We start from the raw sequence: 17,015 nt of genomic DNA, 5'->3' as shown, positions 1-17,015 counted from the left end.
CGCGCAGACCTGGTGGTAGAAGCCGATTTTCCGCGCATCCTACAGGATCGAAAAAGGGCCGACCCCCGCGCGGGGGCCGGCCCTTTAGCTGGAAACGCTGGAAGGCGCTGAGTTGCTTTTCTTACTTCTCAGCGGCAGCCAGGCGCTCGGCAACGTCGTCCCAGTTGACGACGTTCCAGAAGGCCTTGACGTAGTCAGCCTTCACGTTCTTGTACTGCAGGTAGTATGCGTGCTCCCACATATCCAGCATCAGCAGCGGGGTGAAGTTAACGGAAACGTTGCCCTGCTGGTCGGTCAGCTGCTCGATGATGAGCTTGCCGGCGATGTGGTCGTAACCCAGCACGGCCCAGCCGGAGCCCTGCAGGCTGGTAGCAGCGCCAGCGAAGTGAGCCTGGAACTTCTCGAAGGAGCCGAAGTCGCGGTCGATGGCCTCAGCCAGCTCGCCGGTCGGCTGGCCGCCACCGTTCGGGGACAGGTTCTTCCAGAAGATGGAGTGGTTGGTGTGGCCACCCAGGTTGAACGCCAGGTTCTTGGACAGGGCGCGGATGCGGTCAGCGTTAGCCTCGCCGTTGCGCTCGGCCTCGAGAGCCTCGAGTGCAGCGTTAGCACCCTGCACGTAGGTGTTGTGGTGCTTGTCGTGGTGCAGCTGCATAATCTCCGCGGAGATGTGCGGCTCTAGGGCGTCGTAGTCGTACGGCAGGTCGGGAAGTTCGTAAACAGCCATGATTATTATCCTTTCGTTGGGTACGGGCCCCATAATAGGCTGGTTTGTAGATTTCGCAACGAAATTCTTGCAAAAATCTATAAACCCGCAGTACAACTTCAAAATTGTTCGTTGAGATTGTCCCGAAATTAATCCGGAAAGGAACTAAACCATGTCGTGGTTGTTTGGACCGGCGCCGAAGATTGTCGACGCACAAGAAACCCTGCCGGGTCGCGCAGAGCCGGTGCTTCCCGAGCCACAAACGCATGCCGTCCTCGGTACGCCGATTACCGGCCCGTGGAAGGAGGGGCAGCGCTCCCTCCTGCTGGGCATCGGCTGCTTCTGGGGCGTAGAGAAGATGTACTGGGAAACTGGCGGGGTGGAGTCCACCTCGGTCGGTTACGCCGGCGGTAATACCCCGAACCCGACCTACTACGAGGTCTGCCGCGGCCTGACCAACCACGCCGAGGTCGTCGAGGTCACCTACGACCCGCAGCAGATCAGCCTGGAAGAGCTGGTGGTCAAGGCCTTGGAGGCCCACGACCCGACCCAGGGCTACCGCCAGGGCAACGACGTCGGCACCCAGTACCGCTCGGCGTTCTACCCGCGCACGCAGGAGGACAAAGAGGTCATCGAGAAGCTGGTCGAGCGTTACGCGGACAAGCTGGCCGACCACGGCTTCGGCGAGACCACCACCGAGGTAAAGCTGCTCGGCGATACCCCGTCCGGCGAGTACTACCTAGCCGAGGACGAGCACCAGCAGTACCTGGCCAAGAACCCGCACGGCTACTGCCCGCACCACAGCACCGGCGTCAAGTGCGGATAGGGCGGTAGGAGCGCCTAGGCGTCGCGGCGGATGAACTCCTCCATCCGGCGCGCCCGGCTAGGGGTCAGCGCCACGCGGGACTGCGAGCCGAGAACGCTGTCCCAGTACCAGAACATCTCGGAGAAGTAGTTGTGCCCGTGCCCGCCGGGCACGTTGAGGGAGTTGACTTGGTCGAGCCCGATCTGCCAGAAGGTGATAAACGGAGCCCAGAACATCTCCTTGAAGGTGTCGGCGTACGCCGTGTCGGGCTGTGGCTCGTGAATCCAGCCCGGCCGCCGGAAGGCCAGCGCCTTGTCCCACCACACGATGGCATCGGAGGCGTGCTGGGCAATCAGCACGCGCGGGCGCTGCCAGGTCTGCGGGTAGCTGTGGCCGAAAGCGTCGTGCCGGGTGTGCGGGGTGGCTGCGGCGAAGCGGATGTGCTTGCCACCATCGATGACCGGCACGCGCTCCAGGGAGCCGGGATCGCGCTGGAGCTCGGAAGTAAAACGGCTCATGCGGGGCGGGCCGGAAAACACGGCGCCTTCGCAGGCAGCGAGCAGGTCGTCCACGGACTCGTAGTTGTCCAGGATGGCGTAGGCCCCCAGGGACTCGCCGGCGAAGTAGAGCCGCGGGCGGTCGCCCTCCGGCAAGTCTTCCAGGCGGTGCTTGACCGCCGTGATGAGCTCCCAAGCGGCCCGCACGGGCCCGTCCGGATCCACCACGTAGGAAAACACGCTGGCCAGAACGTCGTACTGGAGCGTGACCGTGGCGCAGTTGCCGCGGGTGAGGAACTCGTAGGAGCAGGTGGACCAGTTGTTGAGCCAGCCGGAGCCGGCGGGCATCTGGATGACAATCGTGTTGCGCCAGAACGCGCCGGTGCGCTCCATCTCCGCGATGACTTGGCGGGCGGCGTTGCGGATGGAGCGGCCCGGCACCAGCCCGGCATAGATGCGGATCGGCTCGTGGGCGCGCTCGCAGTCCATCGCTGCCTTGATGTCGTCCGCGCGCGGCCCGCTGGATAGGAAGGAGCGCCCCTGCAACCCGACGGCTGTCCACGGCTCGTAGGACCACGGCGAGCCGGAGCGCTCCGGCTCCCAGGGCATGGTGGACCCCGGGAAAACCGTCCGGTTGAGCTCTTGGGCGCGGGCGGTCACGTTGCGGATCCAGGTCCTAAACAGCACGCGGTTGGACAAGACGAAGACCACCGCCGCCAGGCCGGCCGCGCCCAGTGGCCAGGCCACCAGCGCCGGCAGCCAGCGCCGCAGCCCCTTCGACAGCTGGTCGACGGAGGCCTGCACCGCCTCGCCCAGCAGCAGCAGGCTGCCATATCCCAGGGTGCCCACGACGGTACCGGCCAGGGCCTGGGCCGGGCCGCGGTCGTTGTCCTTGTCCACCAGCTGCGCCTGCTTGCGCTGGTTGCGCACCGACAGCGCGGTCATGCCCGCCGTCACTGCCGCCAGCCCCAGCGCGATCCGGTGCCGGTACTGGTAGGTCAGCCGGTCCTGCGGGCGCTTGCCGATAGAACGCAGGAATTCCTTCGCCACATAGGCCGCGGTCGCGCCCGCCCAGTGGCCGGCCGCCTGCCCGATGGCCACGTTCGCGGCGGTCACCCACCACGGCCGCGGCAGCAGCGAGGGCGAGATGGCCGCCCACGTGGCCAGCTCCGCGCCCAGGATCCCGCCGGCCATGTTCTGTGGCAGCCGGCGCCGCCCGGTCATGCGCACCCCCGGCGTGAGATCGCTTAAGACCTCGAGCGAGAAGATGCCCGCGCGCAGCGCACCGCTAGCGAAGCGGTAGCCCGTGCGCCGGAGGAAGCGTTTCATGCCTGCCATCATTGCAGAACCTCGGCCCCTCTGCAGGACAGCCGGAACGGGGTTAGAGTGTGAAAGGTCGGCTCCAGAGACCTAACCGGGCGGCAGAAGAAAAGAGGTGGCTTGCGCGCGTGGATATCGTGGCTCACCGCGGATATTCCGGCAAATACCCGGAAAACTCCGAGGCATCTTTCGCGGCGGCGCTGCGGTTGGACATCTGGGGCATCGAATGCGACGTCCGCCTGACCCAGGACGGCTACGTGGTGGTCATCCACGACGCCAAGCTGGACCGGACCGCGGACCGCACCGGCGTGATTTCCCGCATGAAGTGGGCGGAGGTCGCCCGCGCGGACATCGGCGGCGGGCAGCGGCCGCTGCTCCTCGACGAGCTGCTCGAACTCGTCCGCGCCACCGACCGGCACCTCTACATCGAGACCAAGCACCCCGGCACCCCGGGCGACGTGCTGGAAGAGCAGGTCGTGCTGCGCCTACGGTATGCGGGCATGCTGAATGATCCGCGCATCCACGTCATTTCTTTCTCGCGCCGGGCCATCCGCCGCATGCGGCAGCTGGCGCCGCAGGTGGACCGCATCTACCTGCGCCGCGACTGGGAGCGCCACGTCAACCGGCGGGACATGCTGCTGCCGGACGCGACGGGCCTGGGCATGTCGCTCATGCGCGCCAAGATACAGCCCTCGGCCATCGGCGCGCACGGGCTGCCGACCTACCTGTGGACCGTGGACCGGCAGGCCGACATCAAGTGGGCGTGGGCCAACGGCGTCGACGTGCTGGCCACGAACCAGCCGGAAGTCGCCCTCCACGCCATTAAGTATTAAACGCCAGGTATCTTAGGGGGCATGGCTAAAAAGAAGAAGAAAAAGGAAGATCTGCCGGAGGGCATGTCCCGCCGGCAGGCCAAGCTCGCCGCCCGCGCGGCCGAGCGCGCTGCCCTAGAAAAGGACCCGCGCCCCTTCGGCGGACTGCAAGCGGAATCCACCTTGGTGGCCATGCAGGAGTTCGTCCCCTCGGCGTACGCGAAGCTGCCGGTCAAGGGCATCGACCGCGACGTGTACCTGGCCACGGTGCTGCCGGGTGCATCGGCGGCGCTCATCCGGGACGACGAGTACGGCGGGGCCGCCTTCGTGGCCCTGCAGGTCCAGTCGCACACCCACAACCCGGGTCGCGACCTGGCCTTCGCCCTGAACTGGGTGAAAAACCACGGCGCGGGCGAGACCCTCGAGTCCACGGCCGCGGACGGTTCGGAGCCGCAGCTCAGCGAGCTTATCGATGCCTCCGTAGACCTCGACGTCGAGGTCTTCCAGGACTTTTCCTGGTGGGTGCCCGAGGGCGCTCCCAGCAACCCGGCCGTCCAGCAGTCCCTGCAGGCCGCCAACCAGTCCGTGGTGGAGACCCACCCGGTCGGCGCCGATATCAGCGGCACCGCCTTCTGGGCCGCCGGCGGCGACAAGTCTTATATCCGCTGGGTCCGCCCCACCGACGACGAGTCCCCTTTCCTCAACGCGATTGCCCGCGTGGCCGCCCGCGAGGAGATGAACCTCGGCGAGGGCACCAAGTTCGCCGGTGTCTTCCGCACCCACGGCGTCATCGCCCCAGTCTTCGACCTGCCGGCCGATGCCGACCCGGCCTCCTTCGAGTCCGAACTCCAGCGCGTCGACGCCGCCCTGGAATCCGAAATCGCTAACGATGCGCAGCTGAGCGCCGACGAGCGCAAGCAGCTGCAGAACCTGAAGTCCCGCCAGGTCACCCTACGCTAACGCAGCGAATCGAAGAGCTGCTGAGCCTGCGCGTCGTCCCACAGGACCACGTTGCCGACCTCGGTGTCCATGAAACCGCCGATGGGGATGGTCTGGGTCTCCACGCCGGTACCCATGGCCAGCGCCACGCGGGCCAGGTGCCAGACGTGCTCGTGCTCGCCCACGATGAAGGACGAGGCCGCGTGGTTGACCAGCGAGACCGTCCTAAACGGGTTAATCAGCGTGGCCGGCGAGGTGATCTTGTCCAGCAGCGCGGCGAAGAATTCGCGCTGGCGGGCCACGCGGTCCAAGTCGCCCATGGCGGTGGCGCGGGTGCGCACGTAACCCAGGGCGGTCGGGCCGTCAAGCTTCTGGCAGCCGGGCTGGACGTCCAGGTTGGCCAGCGGGTCGTTGATGGGCTCGGCCACGCAGATGTCGACGCCGCCGACGGAGTCGACCACGTTGGCCAGCCCGCCCATGCCGATCTCGGCGTAGTGGTCGATGTGCAGGCCCGTGGCGCCCTCGACGGTTTCGGTCAGCAGCTGCGGGCCGCCGTAAGTGAAGGCGGCGTTGACCTTGTCCTGGCCGAAGCCCGGCACGGAGACATAAGAGTCGCGCGGGATGGAGATCAGCTGCGCCTTCCCGCTGGACGGGATGTGCAGCAGCATGATGGTGTCCGTGCGCCCCACCCCGACGTCGCCGCCGGTGCCCAGCTCCGCCTGCTGTTCCTCGGTGAGGCCTTGGCGCGAATCCGAGCCGACCAGCAGCCAGTTGGTGCCGGCGGTCTTGGCCACCTGCTGTTCGGGCATGGCTTCCACGCGGGTCAGCCGCGTATCGGCCCAGAGCATCAGCACCAGGCTGGCGACCACCACGATGGCCAGCACCCAGCCGGCGCAGCCCAGGCAGCCCTTGACCGGGCTGGTGCGCTTGCGGCGCCGGTGCGGACGATGCCCCTCCGGCGGCGCCGGCACCCGGTAGCGGCGCGGGGCCTCCGGCTGCGGCGGGTAGTCCTGGCGGTGTTCTTGGCGGTACTGCTGCTGGTAGTGCGGCTGCGCGTAGGCCGGCAGCGGTTTCTGGCGCGGCGGCTGCTGCTGTGCCTGCTGCTGGGGCTGCGCCGGGGGAACCTGCCGCGGCGGCGTCTGCCGCGGTGGCGTTTGCCGGGGAGGCGTTTGCCGCGGCGGGGCGGCATGTGACGCGGCCTGCGAGCCTGTGGGCCGCTTGCGGATGGGCCGGCCGTAGCGGTCTTTCAGGATGCGACCGTCCGCCCCGCGCACGAAGTCATCGCCGGCGCGGCGGGATTCCCGGTCATGGTCGCGTCCTGAATAATTCATGCGCTATAGCCTACAAGGCGCCCGCGCCCAGACCTAGCCCAACAAACCGAAAAGCGACGGATCCCTGAGTAGGGAATAACCGATAAACGCCACGGCATCGATGAGAAAATGCGCGATGATAAGGGGCGCGACCTTGCCGGTGCGGTGGTAATAATAGCCAAAGACCACGCCCATGAGCAGGTTCCCGAAACCGGCGGAAATCCCCTGGTAGAGGTGGTAGGAACCGCGCAGAATAGAAGTCGCGGCCAGCACGGCGGGCAGCTTCCAGCCCAGCTGTTTCAGCCGGGTCATCAGCCAGGCCACCACGACGGTTTCCTCGCCGAAGGCGTTCGCCGCCGACCACAGCAGCAGCACCGGCGCCTCGACCAGCGGGTGGGAAAACTCCGCGGGCACAACCACCTTGGACAGCCCGAGGTGCACGGCGCCGACGTAGAGGGCCAGGCCCGGCAGGCCAATCAGCGCGGCCAGCCCCGCCCCGCGCAGGCTGTCCCCGCCTACGCTCAGCGATGCCCGCCGCACCGGCGCCGGCCCCACCCGCAGCAGGTAGAGCGCCAGGGCGCCATAGGCAAAGAGCACGCCGGCCGAGCACAGCTGCAGGCCGACGTCCAGCCACGCGATGGCGGACTGGGAGGAATTCAGCGTCACCGACTGCTCGGAAAGGGGCGCCGGATCCAGTAGCGAATCCACCAGGCGCAGCAGCGAGCGCACGCCGGATACGCCAAAAGACAGCGACAGGACGATGATGACCTCGGCCACCAGCGTGCGCCGGGCCGTGACCGCCGGGGTCGGGGATTCCGGCGTCATGGGTGGAGGAGGTGGGCTAGGGCGAGGAGTTCGGCATCGGCAAGCGTGATGCCGCCCAGCTGCACGCCGACGGGCGGGTGGTTGGGGACCTGCCAGGGCAGGCTAATCGCCGGCAGGTGCGCGACGTTAAACAGCGAACCCCACGGCGACCAGCGGGTCTGCTCCGCGAAATTCTCCGCGTGCGGCAGGCGGTTAAACGCGCCGATGCGCGGCGGATCGAAGGCCAGCATGGGCGTGAGCAGGGCATCGACGGCCCAGTAGCCGGACAACAGCTGCGGCAGCTGGGCGGCGTGCTGGTGGGCGCGGTCGACCTCCGCGTCGCTGAAGCCGCGCCCCAGCTGTCGGACCCACTCGGCGTAGCCCTCCTGCGGGCCCAGCCCCGCCATCCGGGAGGAGAAGATGCGGGTGAAGGCGGCGAAGGTCTCCTCCGAATGCGGGTAGGGCGAGACCTCGATGACCTCAAAGCCGGCGGCCTTGAGCGCCGCGGCGGCCTCGGCGACGGCGCGCAGGATGTGGTCGGCCACCCGCACGCCGGCGAACAGCGGCTGGGTCAGCACGCCGATACGCCACCGGCCGGGCGTTTTCAACGGCAGGTCGTGCAGTAGGGCGGTATCGGCGACCGAGCGGGTGATAAACCCGGGCACGCCCAGCTCCCTGCCGGATTGCTTGAAGCCGACGACCCCGCACGCGGCGGCCGGCACGCGGATAGACCCGCCGCCATCGCTGGCCTGGGCCGCGCGCACCAGCCCGCGGGCGACCTGGATGGCCGCCCCGCCGGAAGACCCGCCCGGGGTGCAGCCGGGGTAGCGGGGGTTGTCCGGGTGCGGCAGATCCACCGGCTCCGTGTCCACGCGCAGGCCCAGCTCGGGGGCGGCGGACTTGCCCACGATGTCGGCGCCGGCCGCCTCCAGCTCCGCGATGAAGGGATCGGTCTCGGTGGCCAAGTAGGCGCGCTTAGCCGAGCCCAGCGTGGTGGGCATCCCGGCCACGTCGTTGAGGTCCTTCGCGCTTAACACCCAGCCGCTCAACCGACCGGGCCGCGGCGGGCCCGGGTGGGCCAGCCGCTCGTGGTCGATATAGGTAAAGCCGTGCTCGCGGGGGCCGAGCCCGGCCAAATCCGCGGCCAATTGCGCGTGGGAGAATTCCATAGGTCTACAGCCTAACCGGCTAGGCTAGAGCGCATGACGATGAAGGTTGCATTCCTAGGACCGGCGGGTACCTTTACCGAGGCCGCGCTGGGCGAGCTCACGGCCGGCAGCGACGTTGAGCCCGTCGCCGTCGATTCCCCCCACGCCGCCTGCGCCTTAGTGCGCGCCGGCGGGGCCGAGCGCGCCTGCGTGGCCATCGAGAATTCCGTGGACGGCGCGGTGACCGCGACCTTCGACGCCGTCGTCGAGGGCTCCCCGCTGCAGATCTACCGCGAGGTCGATATCCCGGTGGTCTTTTCCGTCGTGACGCGGCCCGGGGTGGAGCTGGCCGCGTGCCGCACGTTTAGCACCCACCCGGTGGCCTATCAGCAGGTGCGCGGCTGGCTGCGCGAGAACCTGCCGGAGGTGGACTTCCACCCCGCGAGCTCGAACGCCGCGGCGGCGCAGGCCGTGGCCGCCGGCGACGTCGACTGCGCGGCCGTGCCCGCCCGGGCCGCCGAGCTCTTCGGCCTGCACACCCACGCCGCCGGGGTCGCGGACGTGGCCGGGGCCGCCACCCGCTTCGTACTGGTCGGCCCGCCGGGGCGGCCCACGCCGCGCACCGGGCACGACCGGACCAGCGTCATTTTCACCCTGCCCAACCAGCCCGGCACCCTGGTCGGCGCCCTGCAGGAGTTCGCGCACCGCGGGGTGGACATGACGCGCATCGAGTCGCGGCCGACCCGCCGGAAGATGGGCACCTACCGCTTCTACGTGGACCTGTACGGCCACATCGACGACCGCCCCGTCGCCGAGGCCCTGCGCGCGCTGTGGCTGCGCTGCGAGGAGATCATCTTCCTCGGATCCTGGCCCGCCGGGCAGGCCGATGCCCCCGCGCCCACGATGCCGGATCTCGCCGCCGCCGATGCCTGGGTCCGCGCCCTGCAATCCGGCGCATAAGACCCTAAAGTAGGCAGGTATGAGCGGTAGAATCATCCTGCTTCGGCACGGCCAGACCTTATCTAATATCAACCGGCGCCTCGACACCCGCCCGCCGGGCGCGGAGCTGTCCGAACGGGGCCGCTACCAGGCCCAGGACGCCGGCCGGGCGCTGGCGGGCATCGTCGGCGCGGAGCGCCTGGGCCCGGTGTATTGCTCCGTGGCTCTGCGCGCCCAGCAGACCGCGCAGCTGGCCATGCGCGCCTTCGAGGTGGAGGCCGGCCTGCCCGAGTTCTCCGTCGCCGTGGACGTGGTGCCCGGGCTGCACGAGATTTTCGTCGGCGACTTCGAGATGGACAACAGCGAGGACGCCCACCGCAGCTTCCAGGTCGCCCTGCGCGGCTGGATCGACGGCGATCCCGCGGCCTGCCTGCCCAGCGGCGAGACCTACCCCGACGTCGACGGCCGCTACCGCCCGGTCCTCGAACACCTGGCCGCCCAGCTGGCCGATGCCGAATCCGCCGGCGCCGAAAAAGACGCCATCGTCGTCTCCCACGGCGCGGCCATCCGCGTGATGACCCGGCACGCCGCCGGCATCGATGCCGACTTCGCCTTCACCGGCTACCTGCCGAACTGCCGCTACACCGTCCTCGAGCCGCGCGGCGAGGACTTCGGCCACTGGACCGCCACCCAGTGGGCGGACACCGACCTGGGCTAGCCCCAGCCGAGGCGGTGGAGGTCTTCTTCCTCGATGCCGAAATAGTGGCCCAGCTCGTGGAAAACGGTGACCTCCACCTCGTGGGCTAGCTCTTCCTCGCTGTTGCAGTAGTCCTGGAGCGCGCCGCGGTAGATGAAGATGGCGTCCGGCAGGAAGCCGGTGTGGTCATGGGTGCGCTCGGTCAGGGCCACGCCCTCGTAGAGGCCCAGCGTGTAGGGGTCGTCCTCGTGGTAATCGCGCACGAGGATGGCCAGGTTGCGCATGCGACGCGCGAATTCCTCGGGGATTTTATCCAGCGCGTCGTCGACTAGTTCGTCGAAGCGCTCCTCGCTGACGGCGTACATCTTTGCTGATCTTACTGAGCCGGCGCCGGTGCGGGAGCCGGGGTAGAGGCGCCGGCGTCCTCGCGGCGCGGGTTGCGCTTGGGCTGTTCCTTGGGCGGCTGGCCATCGATGAGCATGGCGTCGCGGCCGTCGCGGGCGGAACCGGTGATCTCCGAGAAGCCGGCCTGGTCATTGGGGTGCATCAGCGCGCAGTTGACCGAGGAGGTCCCGCCGTTCCAGGAGGCCTCCGAGATGGAACCCCAGTACGGCTGCAGCGTGGACTGGTAGAGGGCCTCCTCGCTGCCCAGGTACTCGATGGCGGCGTCGGTGCAGGTCTTTTCGAGGTAGCTGTTCTGGTCCTCGTCGGCGGGGTAGGAGTCCGGGAACTGGGCCGACAGGTCCACGATCTGGGTGGTCTCCAGCTGGTGCGGATCCGCGCAGTCGACGGTGTGCAGCACCTGGTTGTCGTCGATGTAGCGGCACTCGCCCGGCTTGGCGATGTTGGCCTGATCCACCTCGGCGACCTTGCCCTTGGTCTCCAGCGGGGTGCCCCGCTCGTCGGTGGTCTGCAGGCCGCAGAGCATGGTGCGGTCGCCCTCGTCCCACGCGGCCTTCGGCGGCAGGATGGGGGCGATGGAAAAGCGCCCGGACGGATCGTACTGGCCGTCCAGGTACTGGAGCACGGCGCCGTGGCAGAGCTCCTCGCGCAGCTTGGCCTGGCGCTCGATGTCAGGCCGCGGGGCCGACTCGCCGAACTCGCTGGTCGGGTAGATGCTCAGGTCCTCGCGGGAGGCGACCTCGAAGCGGTGCTCCTCGCCGCAATCGGTCTGCTCGAAGTTGGTGACCTCGCCGGAGCCGCTGAAGTCCCACGTCACGCAGGAGCCCTTGTCGGCGGTGGTAAAGGTCGGGGCGGGGCCCTCGGTTTCGGAGCCGGCCTCGCCGCCGGTCCCGCCGCCACCGGCCTGGGTCGCAGAGTCCTGGGAATTGCTTACGACCTCGTAGGAGCCCACGAAAACCGCCGCGATGAGCGCAGCACACAGCGCAATCTGGATGGCGGCGGCGGAACGCCAAGTCTTCACAGTGCTCATAAGGATTGCCAGTTTACCTTCCCATTAAGGTTCGAGCGCACGAACCACGCGGGTGGTCAGCCGATAGCGGTCGGTGCGGTAGACCGAGGAACACCACTCGACGGGCTTTTCCCGCGAGCGCGACTGCCGGATGATGTGCAGCAGCGGGGTGCCGGGATCGACTTCGAGGAGGTCGGCGACCTCGGCATCGGCGGCAATGGCGGTGACGGTCTGGTCGGCCTCGGTGATAGGGACGTCGAAGTCGGTGTCGAGGATGTTGTAGACGGAGTTGTAGACGTCGTTTTCTAGCAGGTTGGGCACGTAGGCCGAGTTGTACCAGCCGTCGTCGATGGAATAGGGCTCGCCGTCGCCCAGCCGCAGGCGGCGCAGGTGGGTGTGCGGCACGTTTGGTTCGGTGCCGAAGAATTTGGCCACCTCCTCGGGGGCGGCGGTGCGCCCGGACAAAAGGATCTTCGACGAGGCCGTTACGTCCTGGGCGCCCATCTCGTCGGAAAAAGACGCCAGGTGCAGCCGGGAGACCAGCGGGTTGGGGGCGACGAAGGTGCCCTTGCCGCGGACGCGGCGCAGCCGGCCGGCGGCTACTAGGTCGCCGATGGCCCGCCGCACGGTGATGCGGGAGACCCCGTAGGTCTCTTCGAGCAGGCGCTCGCCGGGGAGTAAATCCCCCGGTTTTAGCGTGGTCCGGCAGACCTCGTCCAGGATGTCGCGCAGCTGCGCGTGCTTGGGGATGGGCCCGTCCACGATGTCCCGCGGTGGCAGGTGCGGATGGCTGGTCATATTTCCCATCGTAAGGCCCTGGTTATTACCACCGCAAGCAAATGGGATTTTGGTGTCGAGTTGGGGATACAAACCATAGGGTCGTGGGGTAGGATCAAATGCGTGATTGATCTAAAATTCCTCCGCGAAAACCCAGACGTCGTCCGTGCCTCTCAGGTCACCCGAGGTGAGGATCCCGCGCTTGTCGATGCCCTCCTGGCCGCCGACGAGCGCCGCCGCTCCGCCATCTCCCAGGCCGATGACCTGCGCTCCGAGCAGAAGGCCTTCGGCAAGAAGATCGGCCAGGCTTCCCCGGAGGAGCGCCCCGCGCTGCTGGAAGGCTCCAACGAGCTCAAGGCCAAGGTCAAGGCCGCAGAAGACGAGCAGAAGGCGGCCGAGGAGAAGGTCAACGAGCTGCAGTACCAGCTGTCCAACGTCGTCGAGGGCGCTCCCGCCGGCGGCGAGGACGACTTCGTGGTGCTCGAGCACGTCGGCGAGGTCCCGACCTTCGACTTCGAGCCCAAGGATCACCTGGATCTGGGCGAGTCCCTCGGCCTCATCGACACCACCCGCGGCACCAAGGTCGGCGGCGCCCGCTTCTACTACCTCACCGGTGATGGCGCCTTCCTGCAGCTGGGCATGATGATGCTGGCGGCCCAGAAGGCCCGCGAGCACGGCTTCCAGCTGATGATCCCGCCGGTTCTGGTCCGCCCCGAAATCATGGCCGGCACCGGCTTCTTGGGTGCGCACTCGGACGAGATCTACTACCTCGAGCGCGACGACCTCTACCTGGTCGGCACCTCCGAGGTGGCCCTGGCCGGCTACCACAAGGACGAGATCATCGACCTTTCCGACGGCCCCATCCGCTATGCCGGCTGGTCGTCCTGCTTCCGCCGCGAGGCCGGCTCCTACGGCAAGGACACCCGCGGCATCCTGCGCGTGCACCAGTTCGACAAGCTGGAGATGTTCGTCTACTGCAAGCCGGAAGAGGCCGAAGAGCAGCACCAGAAGCTGCTGAACATGGAGCGCGAGATGCTCGCGGCCGTCGAGGTGCCCTACCGCATCATCGACGTCGCCGGCGGCGACCTGGGCTCCTCGGCCGCCCGCAAGTTCGACACCGAGGCCTGGATCCCCACCCAGGACACCTTCCGTGAGCTGACCTCGACCTCGAACTGCACCACCTTCCAGGGCCGTCGCCTGCAGACCCGCTACCGTGACGACAGCGGCAAGGCCCGCATCGCCGCGACGCTCAACGGCACGCTGGCTACCACCCGCTGGCTCGTGGCCATCCTGGAAAACCACCAGCAGGCCGACGGCTCCGTCGTCGTGCCCGAGGCCCTGCGCCCGTTCGTGGGCAAGGACGTTCTCGAGCCCAAGAAGTAAAGTCCCGGAAAGACGCCACCCGATGACCAAGTACGAGCTGCGCTCCGGGCTGTTCCGGATCCCGGAAGGCACCGAGCACACCCGGCTGCACGCCGAAGCCGCGGAGGCGATGTATCAGGGCATCGTCAGCCTGGCCCGCCGCGTCCTGCACTGGCAGGGTGTGGTCACCACCGTGGAAGGCATGGAACACATCCCGGCCTACGGCGGCGCCCTGCTGGCGATGAACCACACCGGCTACTACGATTTCATCTTCGGCTCCATGCCGGCCCACCTGCGCGGACGCCGCCTGGTGCGCTTCATGGCGAAGAAGGAAATCTTCGACGTGCCCGTCGTCGGGCGGTTCATGCGCACGATGAAACACGTGCCCGTCGACCGCGCCCGCGGCGCCGGCGCCGTCGATGCCGCCGTCGAGCACCTCAACGCCGGCCACTTGGTCGGCATTTTCCCGGAGGCGACCATCTCGCGCTCGTTCGAGCTCAAGGAGTTCAAAAACGGCGCGGCCCGCATCGCCGCGGCCGCCGAGGTCCCGCTGATCCCGATGATCTGCTGGGGCTCCCAGCGCATCTGGACCAAGGGCGGGAAGAAGAACCTGGGCCGCAACCACCTGCCGGTGCACGTCAAGGTCGGCGCGCCCATCGAGGTCACCGGTGACGTCGTCGCCGACATGGACCGGCTCAAATCCGCCATGCAGGCCCTGCTGGACCAGGTGCGCGCCGACTACGACCGCGACCACGGCCCCTTCGAGGACGGCCTGGCGTGGCGGCCGGCCGCCGGCGGCGGGGTGGCACCCACCCTGGACGAGGCCAACCGCATGGACGCCGCCGACAAGGCCGAAAAGGCCCGCAAGCGCAAGCAGAAGGCCGAGCGCAAAACCGCCAAGGAACTGCGCAAGGCCGACGACAAGCTGGCCAAGAAAGCCAACCGACAGCTGCGGCGCCTGTCCCGGATGGGCCGTAAGGAACAGGCCTAGTAGTGGTTCCCGCCCCGCGTTTTATCGCCAGCGACATTGACGGCACCTTCATCGATCCCGCGCACCGGGTGACCGCCCGCACCCGCGACGTCGTCGTCCGCGCTATCGAGTCCGGCGCCCACTTCGCCCTGGCCACCGGCCGGCCCTACCGCTGGATAGCGCCGGTCCTCGAGCAGCTGCCCGTCCGGCCCCTGTGCGTGACCTCCAACGGCGCCGTGGTCTACGACTCCCTGGACGACCGCGTGGTGCGCGCCGAGGAGTTGTCGCCGGCGGTGATGGCGGGCATCGTCGAGCGCGCCGAGGAAGTACTGGGATCTATCGCCGTGGCGGCCGAGCGCGCCGGGACCTCCGCGGCCGACCCGACCGAGGACATGTACGTCGTCGACGCCCCTTTTGCCGCCCGCACCGACTACCCCGGCTACGGCGTGGCCGACCGGGCCGATGTCGTCGCCGAGCCCGCGGTCAAGCTCATCGTCCGCAACCTGGACATGACCTCGGCGCAGATGTACGCGCGCCTAGCCCCGCTTGTCGATGCCACCGACGCCCACGTCACCTATTCCATGCCCGATGGGCTCCTCGAGATCGCCGCCCCCGGCGTGACCAAGGAACACGGCGTGTCCTACCTGGCCGAGCACTACGGGGTGGCGGCCAGCGAGGTCATCGCCTTCGGGGACATGCCCAACGACATCGAGATGCTGCGCTGGGCCGGCTGCGGGGTGGCCATGGGCAACGCGCACGACGACGTCAAGGAAGCCGCCGACATCATTACCGAAACCAACGGTCAGGCTGGTGTTGCCCGCGTTCTGGAAAGGTGGTTCTAGCCCATGACGTATATCGCCGCCATCGACCAGGGGACCACCTCCACCCGGTGCGTCATCGTCGATGCCACGGGCCGGATTTGTGGGTCGGCGCAGTACGAGCATCGGCAGCTGATGCCCCAGCAGGGCTGGGTCGAGCACGACGCCCGGGAGATCTGGCGCAACACGCGCCGGGCGGTCTCGGCGGCGCTGGTCGACGTCGACATCGCCGCCAGCGACATCGATGCCCTGGGGATCACCAACCAGCGCGAGACCGCCGTGGTCTGGGAGAAAGAGACCGGGCAGCCCATCTGCCGGGCCATCGTCTGGCAGGACACCCGCAACGCGAACCGCTTCGACGAGCCCGACAAGTGGCTGCGCAAGACCGGCGTGCTGGCCAATTCCTACCCGGCCGGGCCGAAGATCGCGTGGATTCTGGACCACGTCGACGGGGCGCGCGAGCGGGCCGAGGCGGGGGAGCTGCTGGCCGGGACCATCGATAGCTGGTTGCTGTGGAACCTGACCGCCGGGCGCGTGCACGCGACCGACGTGACCAACGCCTCGCGTACCCTGCTGATGGATTTGGACACCCTGGACTGGGATGACGAGCTGTGCGATGCGGTCGGTGTCCCGCGCTGCATCCTGCCGGAGATTCGGCCCTCCATCGGGGATTTCGGCACCGTTCGCCACCGCGGCACGCTCATGGACGTGCCGATTACGGGCGTACTCGGCGACCAGCAATCCGCCCTGTTCGGGCAGGCCGGGTTTTCCGCCGGGCACGCGAAAAATACCTACGGGACCGGGCTTTTTCTGCTGCTCAACACCGGCGCGGAGCGCAAATACTCCCAGCACGGGATGCTGACCACCGTGGCCTACCAGTGCGCCGGCAGGGATCCGGTCTATGCGTTGGAAGGCTCGGTCGCGGTGGGCGGTTCGCTCATCCAGTGGCTGCGGGACCAGCTGGGGATTATCCCGGACGCGGCCAGCTCGGAGGAGATCGCGGCCGAGGACAACGGCGGGGTCTATATCGTGCCGGCGTTTTCGGGGCTGTTCGCGCCGCGCTGGCGCCCCGATGCCCGCGGCGTCATCGTGGGGCTCACCCGTTTCGCCGACCGGACCCACATCACTCGCGCCGCCTTGGAGGCGACGTGTTTCCAGACCCGCGAGGTCGTCGAGGCGATGGTCCAGGACTCCGGGGTGGCCATCGAGGAGCTGCGCGTCGACGGCGGGATGGTGGAAAACGAGCTGCTCATGCAGCTGCAGTCCGACATCCTCGGCGCGACCGTGGTGCGGCCACAGGAAATCGAGACCACCGCGCTGGGTGCCGCCTTCGCCGCCGGCCTGGGCTGCGGGACGTGGTCCAGCTTGGACGAGCTCGAATCGCTGGTGCGCGTGGATACCTGCTGGGAGCCGCAGATGGATGCCGGCACCCGCGACCAGCTCTTTTCCCGCTGGAACGAGGCCGTCGAGCGCACCCTGGGCTGGGAGGACTAGCCGTTCCGGTTGCGGGGTGGTGGGTCCTGCCTTAGGGTGTGGGGCATGACATCGGGGGATTGTTTTTCTAGGTTCGTGGCTGCCGTGACCCAGCCCGGAATCGACATCGTGGAGGGCGCCTGGCACGCCGACTGGGATGCCGAGCGCGCGGCCGCCGGCTCCGGCCGCGACGAGCTGGAGCGCCTTTTCGACCTGGCCGGCGTGTTTTT

At 68.2% G+C, this 17,015-nt stretch carries 17 protein-coding genes; 9 read left to right on the top strand and 8 right to left on the bottom strand.

Annotated features, from left to right (window positions below):
• Positions 1–121: 121 nt before the first annotated feature.
• Positions 122–724 (bottom strand): superoxide dismutase, encoded by a 603-nt coding sequence (locus ACEE23_RS10260; protein ID WP_368520022.1) that lies wholly within the window; start codon positions 722–724, stop codon positions 122–124.
• A gap of 151 nt (positions 725–875) precedes the next feature.
• Here ACEE23_RS10260 and msrA point away from each other — a divergent pair, with 151 nt between their 5' ends.
• Positions 876–1,529: a peptide-methionine (S)-S-oxide reductase MsrA gene (gene msrA, locus ACEE23_RS10255; protein WP_368520021.1), complete on the top strand. Its 654-nt coding sequence runs from the start codon at positions 876–878 to the stop codon at positions 1,527–1,529.
• A gap of 14 nt (positions 1,530–1,543) precedes the next feature.
• Here msrA and ACEE23_RS10250 read toward each other — a convergent pair whose 3' ends face one another.
• Positions 1,544–3,343: an alpha/beta-hydrolase family protein gene (locus ACEE23_RS10250; RefSeq protein ID WP_368520020.1), complete on the bottom strand. Its 1,800-nt coding sequence runs from the start codon at positions 3,341–3,343 to the stop codon at positions 1,544–1,546.
• Between the two features lie 110 nt (positions 3,344–3,453).
• Between ACEE23_RS10250 and ACEE23_RS10245 the strand changes: the two genes are divergently transcribed.
• Positions 3,454–4,158 carry a glycerophosphodiester phosphodiesterase family protein gene (locus ACEE23_RS10245; protein ID WP_368520019.1) on the top strand — a complete coding sequence of 235 codons (705 nt, stop codon included), beginning with the start codon at positions 3,454–3,456 and terminating at the stop codon, positions 4,156–4,158.
• 21 nt (positions 4,159–4,179) lie between these two features.
• Positions 4,180–5,097 carry a DUF5926 family protein gene (locus ACEE23_RS10240; protein WP_368520018.1) on the top strand — a complete coding sequence of 306 codons (918 nt, stop codon included), beginning with the start codon at positions 4,180–4,182 and terminating at the stop codon, positions 5,095–5,097.
• On the opposite strand, the gene ACEE23_RS10235 is transcribed toward ACEE23_RS10240, so the two are convergent.
• From ACEE23_RS10235 to ACEE23_RS10225, 3 genes are read right to left on the bottom strand one after another with little or no spacing between them, the layout of a single operon-like run.
• The gene (locus tag ACEE23_RS10235) at positions 5,094–6,407 is read right to left on the bottom strand and encodes an LCP family protein (protein WP_368520017.1); all 1,314 of its coding nucleotides are present in this window, start codon (positions 6,405–6,407) and stop codon (positions 5,094–5,096) included. The two genes, ACEE23_RS10240 and ACEE23_RS10235, sit on opposite strands and share 4 nt — an antisense overlap.
• A gap of 33 nt (positions 6,408–6,440) precedes the next feature.
• Positions 6,441–7,211, bottom strand: coding sequence for a CPBP family intramembrane glutamic endopeptidase (locus tag ACEE23_RS10230; protein ID WP_368520016.1), 771 nt, complete (start codon positions 7,209–7,211; stop codon positions 6,441–6,443).
• Entirely contained in the window at positions 7,208–8,359 is a 1,152-nt protein-coding gene (locus ACEE23_RS10225) for an amidase (protein WP_368521316.1), read from the bottom strand. Before ACEE23_RS10225 ends, ACEE23_RS10230 begins: the two co-directional genes overlap by 4 nt.
• Positions 8,360–8,392: 33 nt before the next feature.
• Here ACEE23_RS10225 and pheA point away from each other — a divergent pair, with 33 nt between their 5' ends.
• Together pheA and ACEE23_RS10215 are read left to right on the top strand one after the other, a co-directional pair.
• Positions 8,393–9,298 carry a prephenate dehydratase gene (gene pheA / locus ACEE23_RS10220; RefSeq protein ID WP_368520014.1) on the top strand — a complete coding sequence of 302 codons (906 nt, stop codon included), beginning with the start codon at positions 8,393–8,395 and terminating at the stop codon, positions 9,296–9,298.
• Between the two features lie 19 nt (positions 9,299–9,317).
• On the top strand, positions 9,318–9,995 hold the full coding sequence (locus tag ACEE23_RS10215) for a histidine phosphatase family protein (protein ID WP_368520013.1): 678 nt from the start codon (positions 9,318–9,320) through the stop codon (positions 9,993–9,995).
• Here ACEE23_RS10215 and ACEE23_RS10210 read toward each other — a convergent pair.
• Genes ACEE23_RS10210 through ACEE23_RS10200 form a run of 3 tightly spaced genes read right to left on the bottom strand, consistent with a single transcriptional unit; the run spans position 9,992 to position 12,183 of the window.
• Entirely contained in the window at positions 9,992–10,339 is a 348-nt protein-coding gene (locus ACEE23_RS10210; RefSeq protein WP_368520012.1) for a metallopeptidase family protein, read from the bottom strand. The two genes, ACEE23_RS10215 and ACEE23_RS10210, sit on opposite strands and share 4 nt — an antisense overlap.
• A gap of 11 nt (positions 10,340–10,350) precedes the next feature.
• Entirely contained in the window at positions 10,351–11,406 is a 1,056-nt protein-coding gene (locus ACEE23_RS10205; RefSeq protein ID WP_368520011.1) for a septum formation family protein, read from the bottom strand.
• A gap of 24 nt (positions 11,407–11,430) precedes the next feature.
• Entirely contained in the window at positions 11,431–12,183 is a 753-nt protein-coding gene (locus ACEE23_RS10200; RefSeq protein WP_368520010.1) for a GntR family transcriptional regulator, read from the bottom strand.
• 102 nt (positions 12,184–12,285) lie between these two features.
• Between ACEE23_RS10200 and serS the strand changes: the two genes are divergently transcribed.
• From serS to glpK, 4 genes are read left to right on the top strand one after another with little or no spacing between them, the layout of a single operon-like run.
• Positions 12,286–13,545: a serine--tRNA ligase gene (gene serS / locus ACEE23_RS10195; protein WP_368520009.1), complete on the top strand. Its 1,260-nt coding sequence runs from the start codon at positions 12,286–12,288 to the stop codon at positions 13,543–13,545.
• Between the two features lie 22 nt (positions 13,546–13,567).
• Positions 13,568–14,515, top strand: a complete 948-nt coding sequence (locus tag ACEE23_RS10190; protein WP_368520008.1) for a lysophospholipid acyltransferase family protein — start codon at positions 13,568–13,570, stop codon at positions 14,513–14,515.
• Positions 14,516–14,517: 2 nt separating this feature from the next.
• A complete protein-coding gene (locus tag ACEE23_RS10185; RefSeq protein ID WP_368520007.1) occupies positions 14,518–15,336 on the top strand; it encodes an HAD family hydrolase in 819 nt (272 codons plus the stop codon).
• 3 nt (positions 15,337–15,339) lie between these two features.
• The gene (gene glpK / locus ACEE23_RS10180; RefSeq protein ID WP_368520006.1) at positions 15,340–16,806 is read left to right on the top strand and encodes a glycerol kinase GlpK; all 1,467 of its coding nucleotides are present in this window, start codon (positions 15,340–15,342) and stop codon (positions 16,804–16,806) included.
• The last annotated feature ends 209 nt before the right edge of the window (positions 16,807–17,015 follow it).

It is taken from the genome of Corynebacterium sp. 32222D000AT (assembly GCF_053546955.1).
The sequence above is the reverse complement of the archived record's forward strand: the minus strand, read 5'-3'. Positions and strand labels throughout refer to the sequence as shown.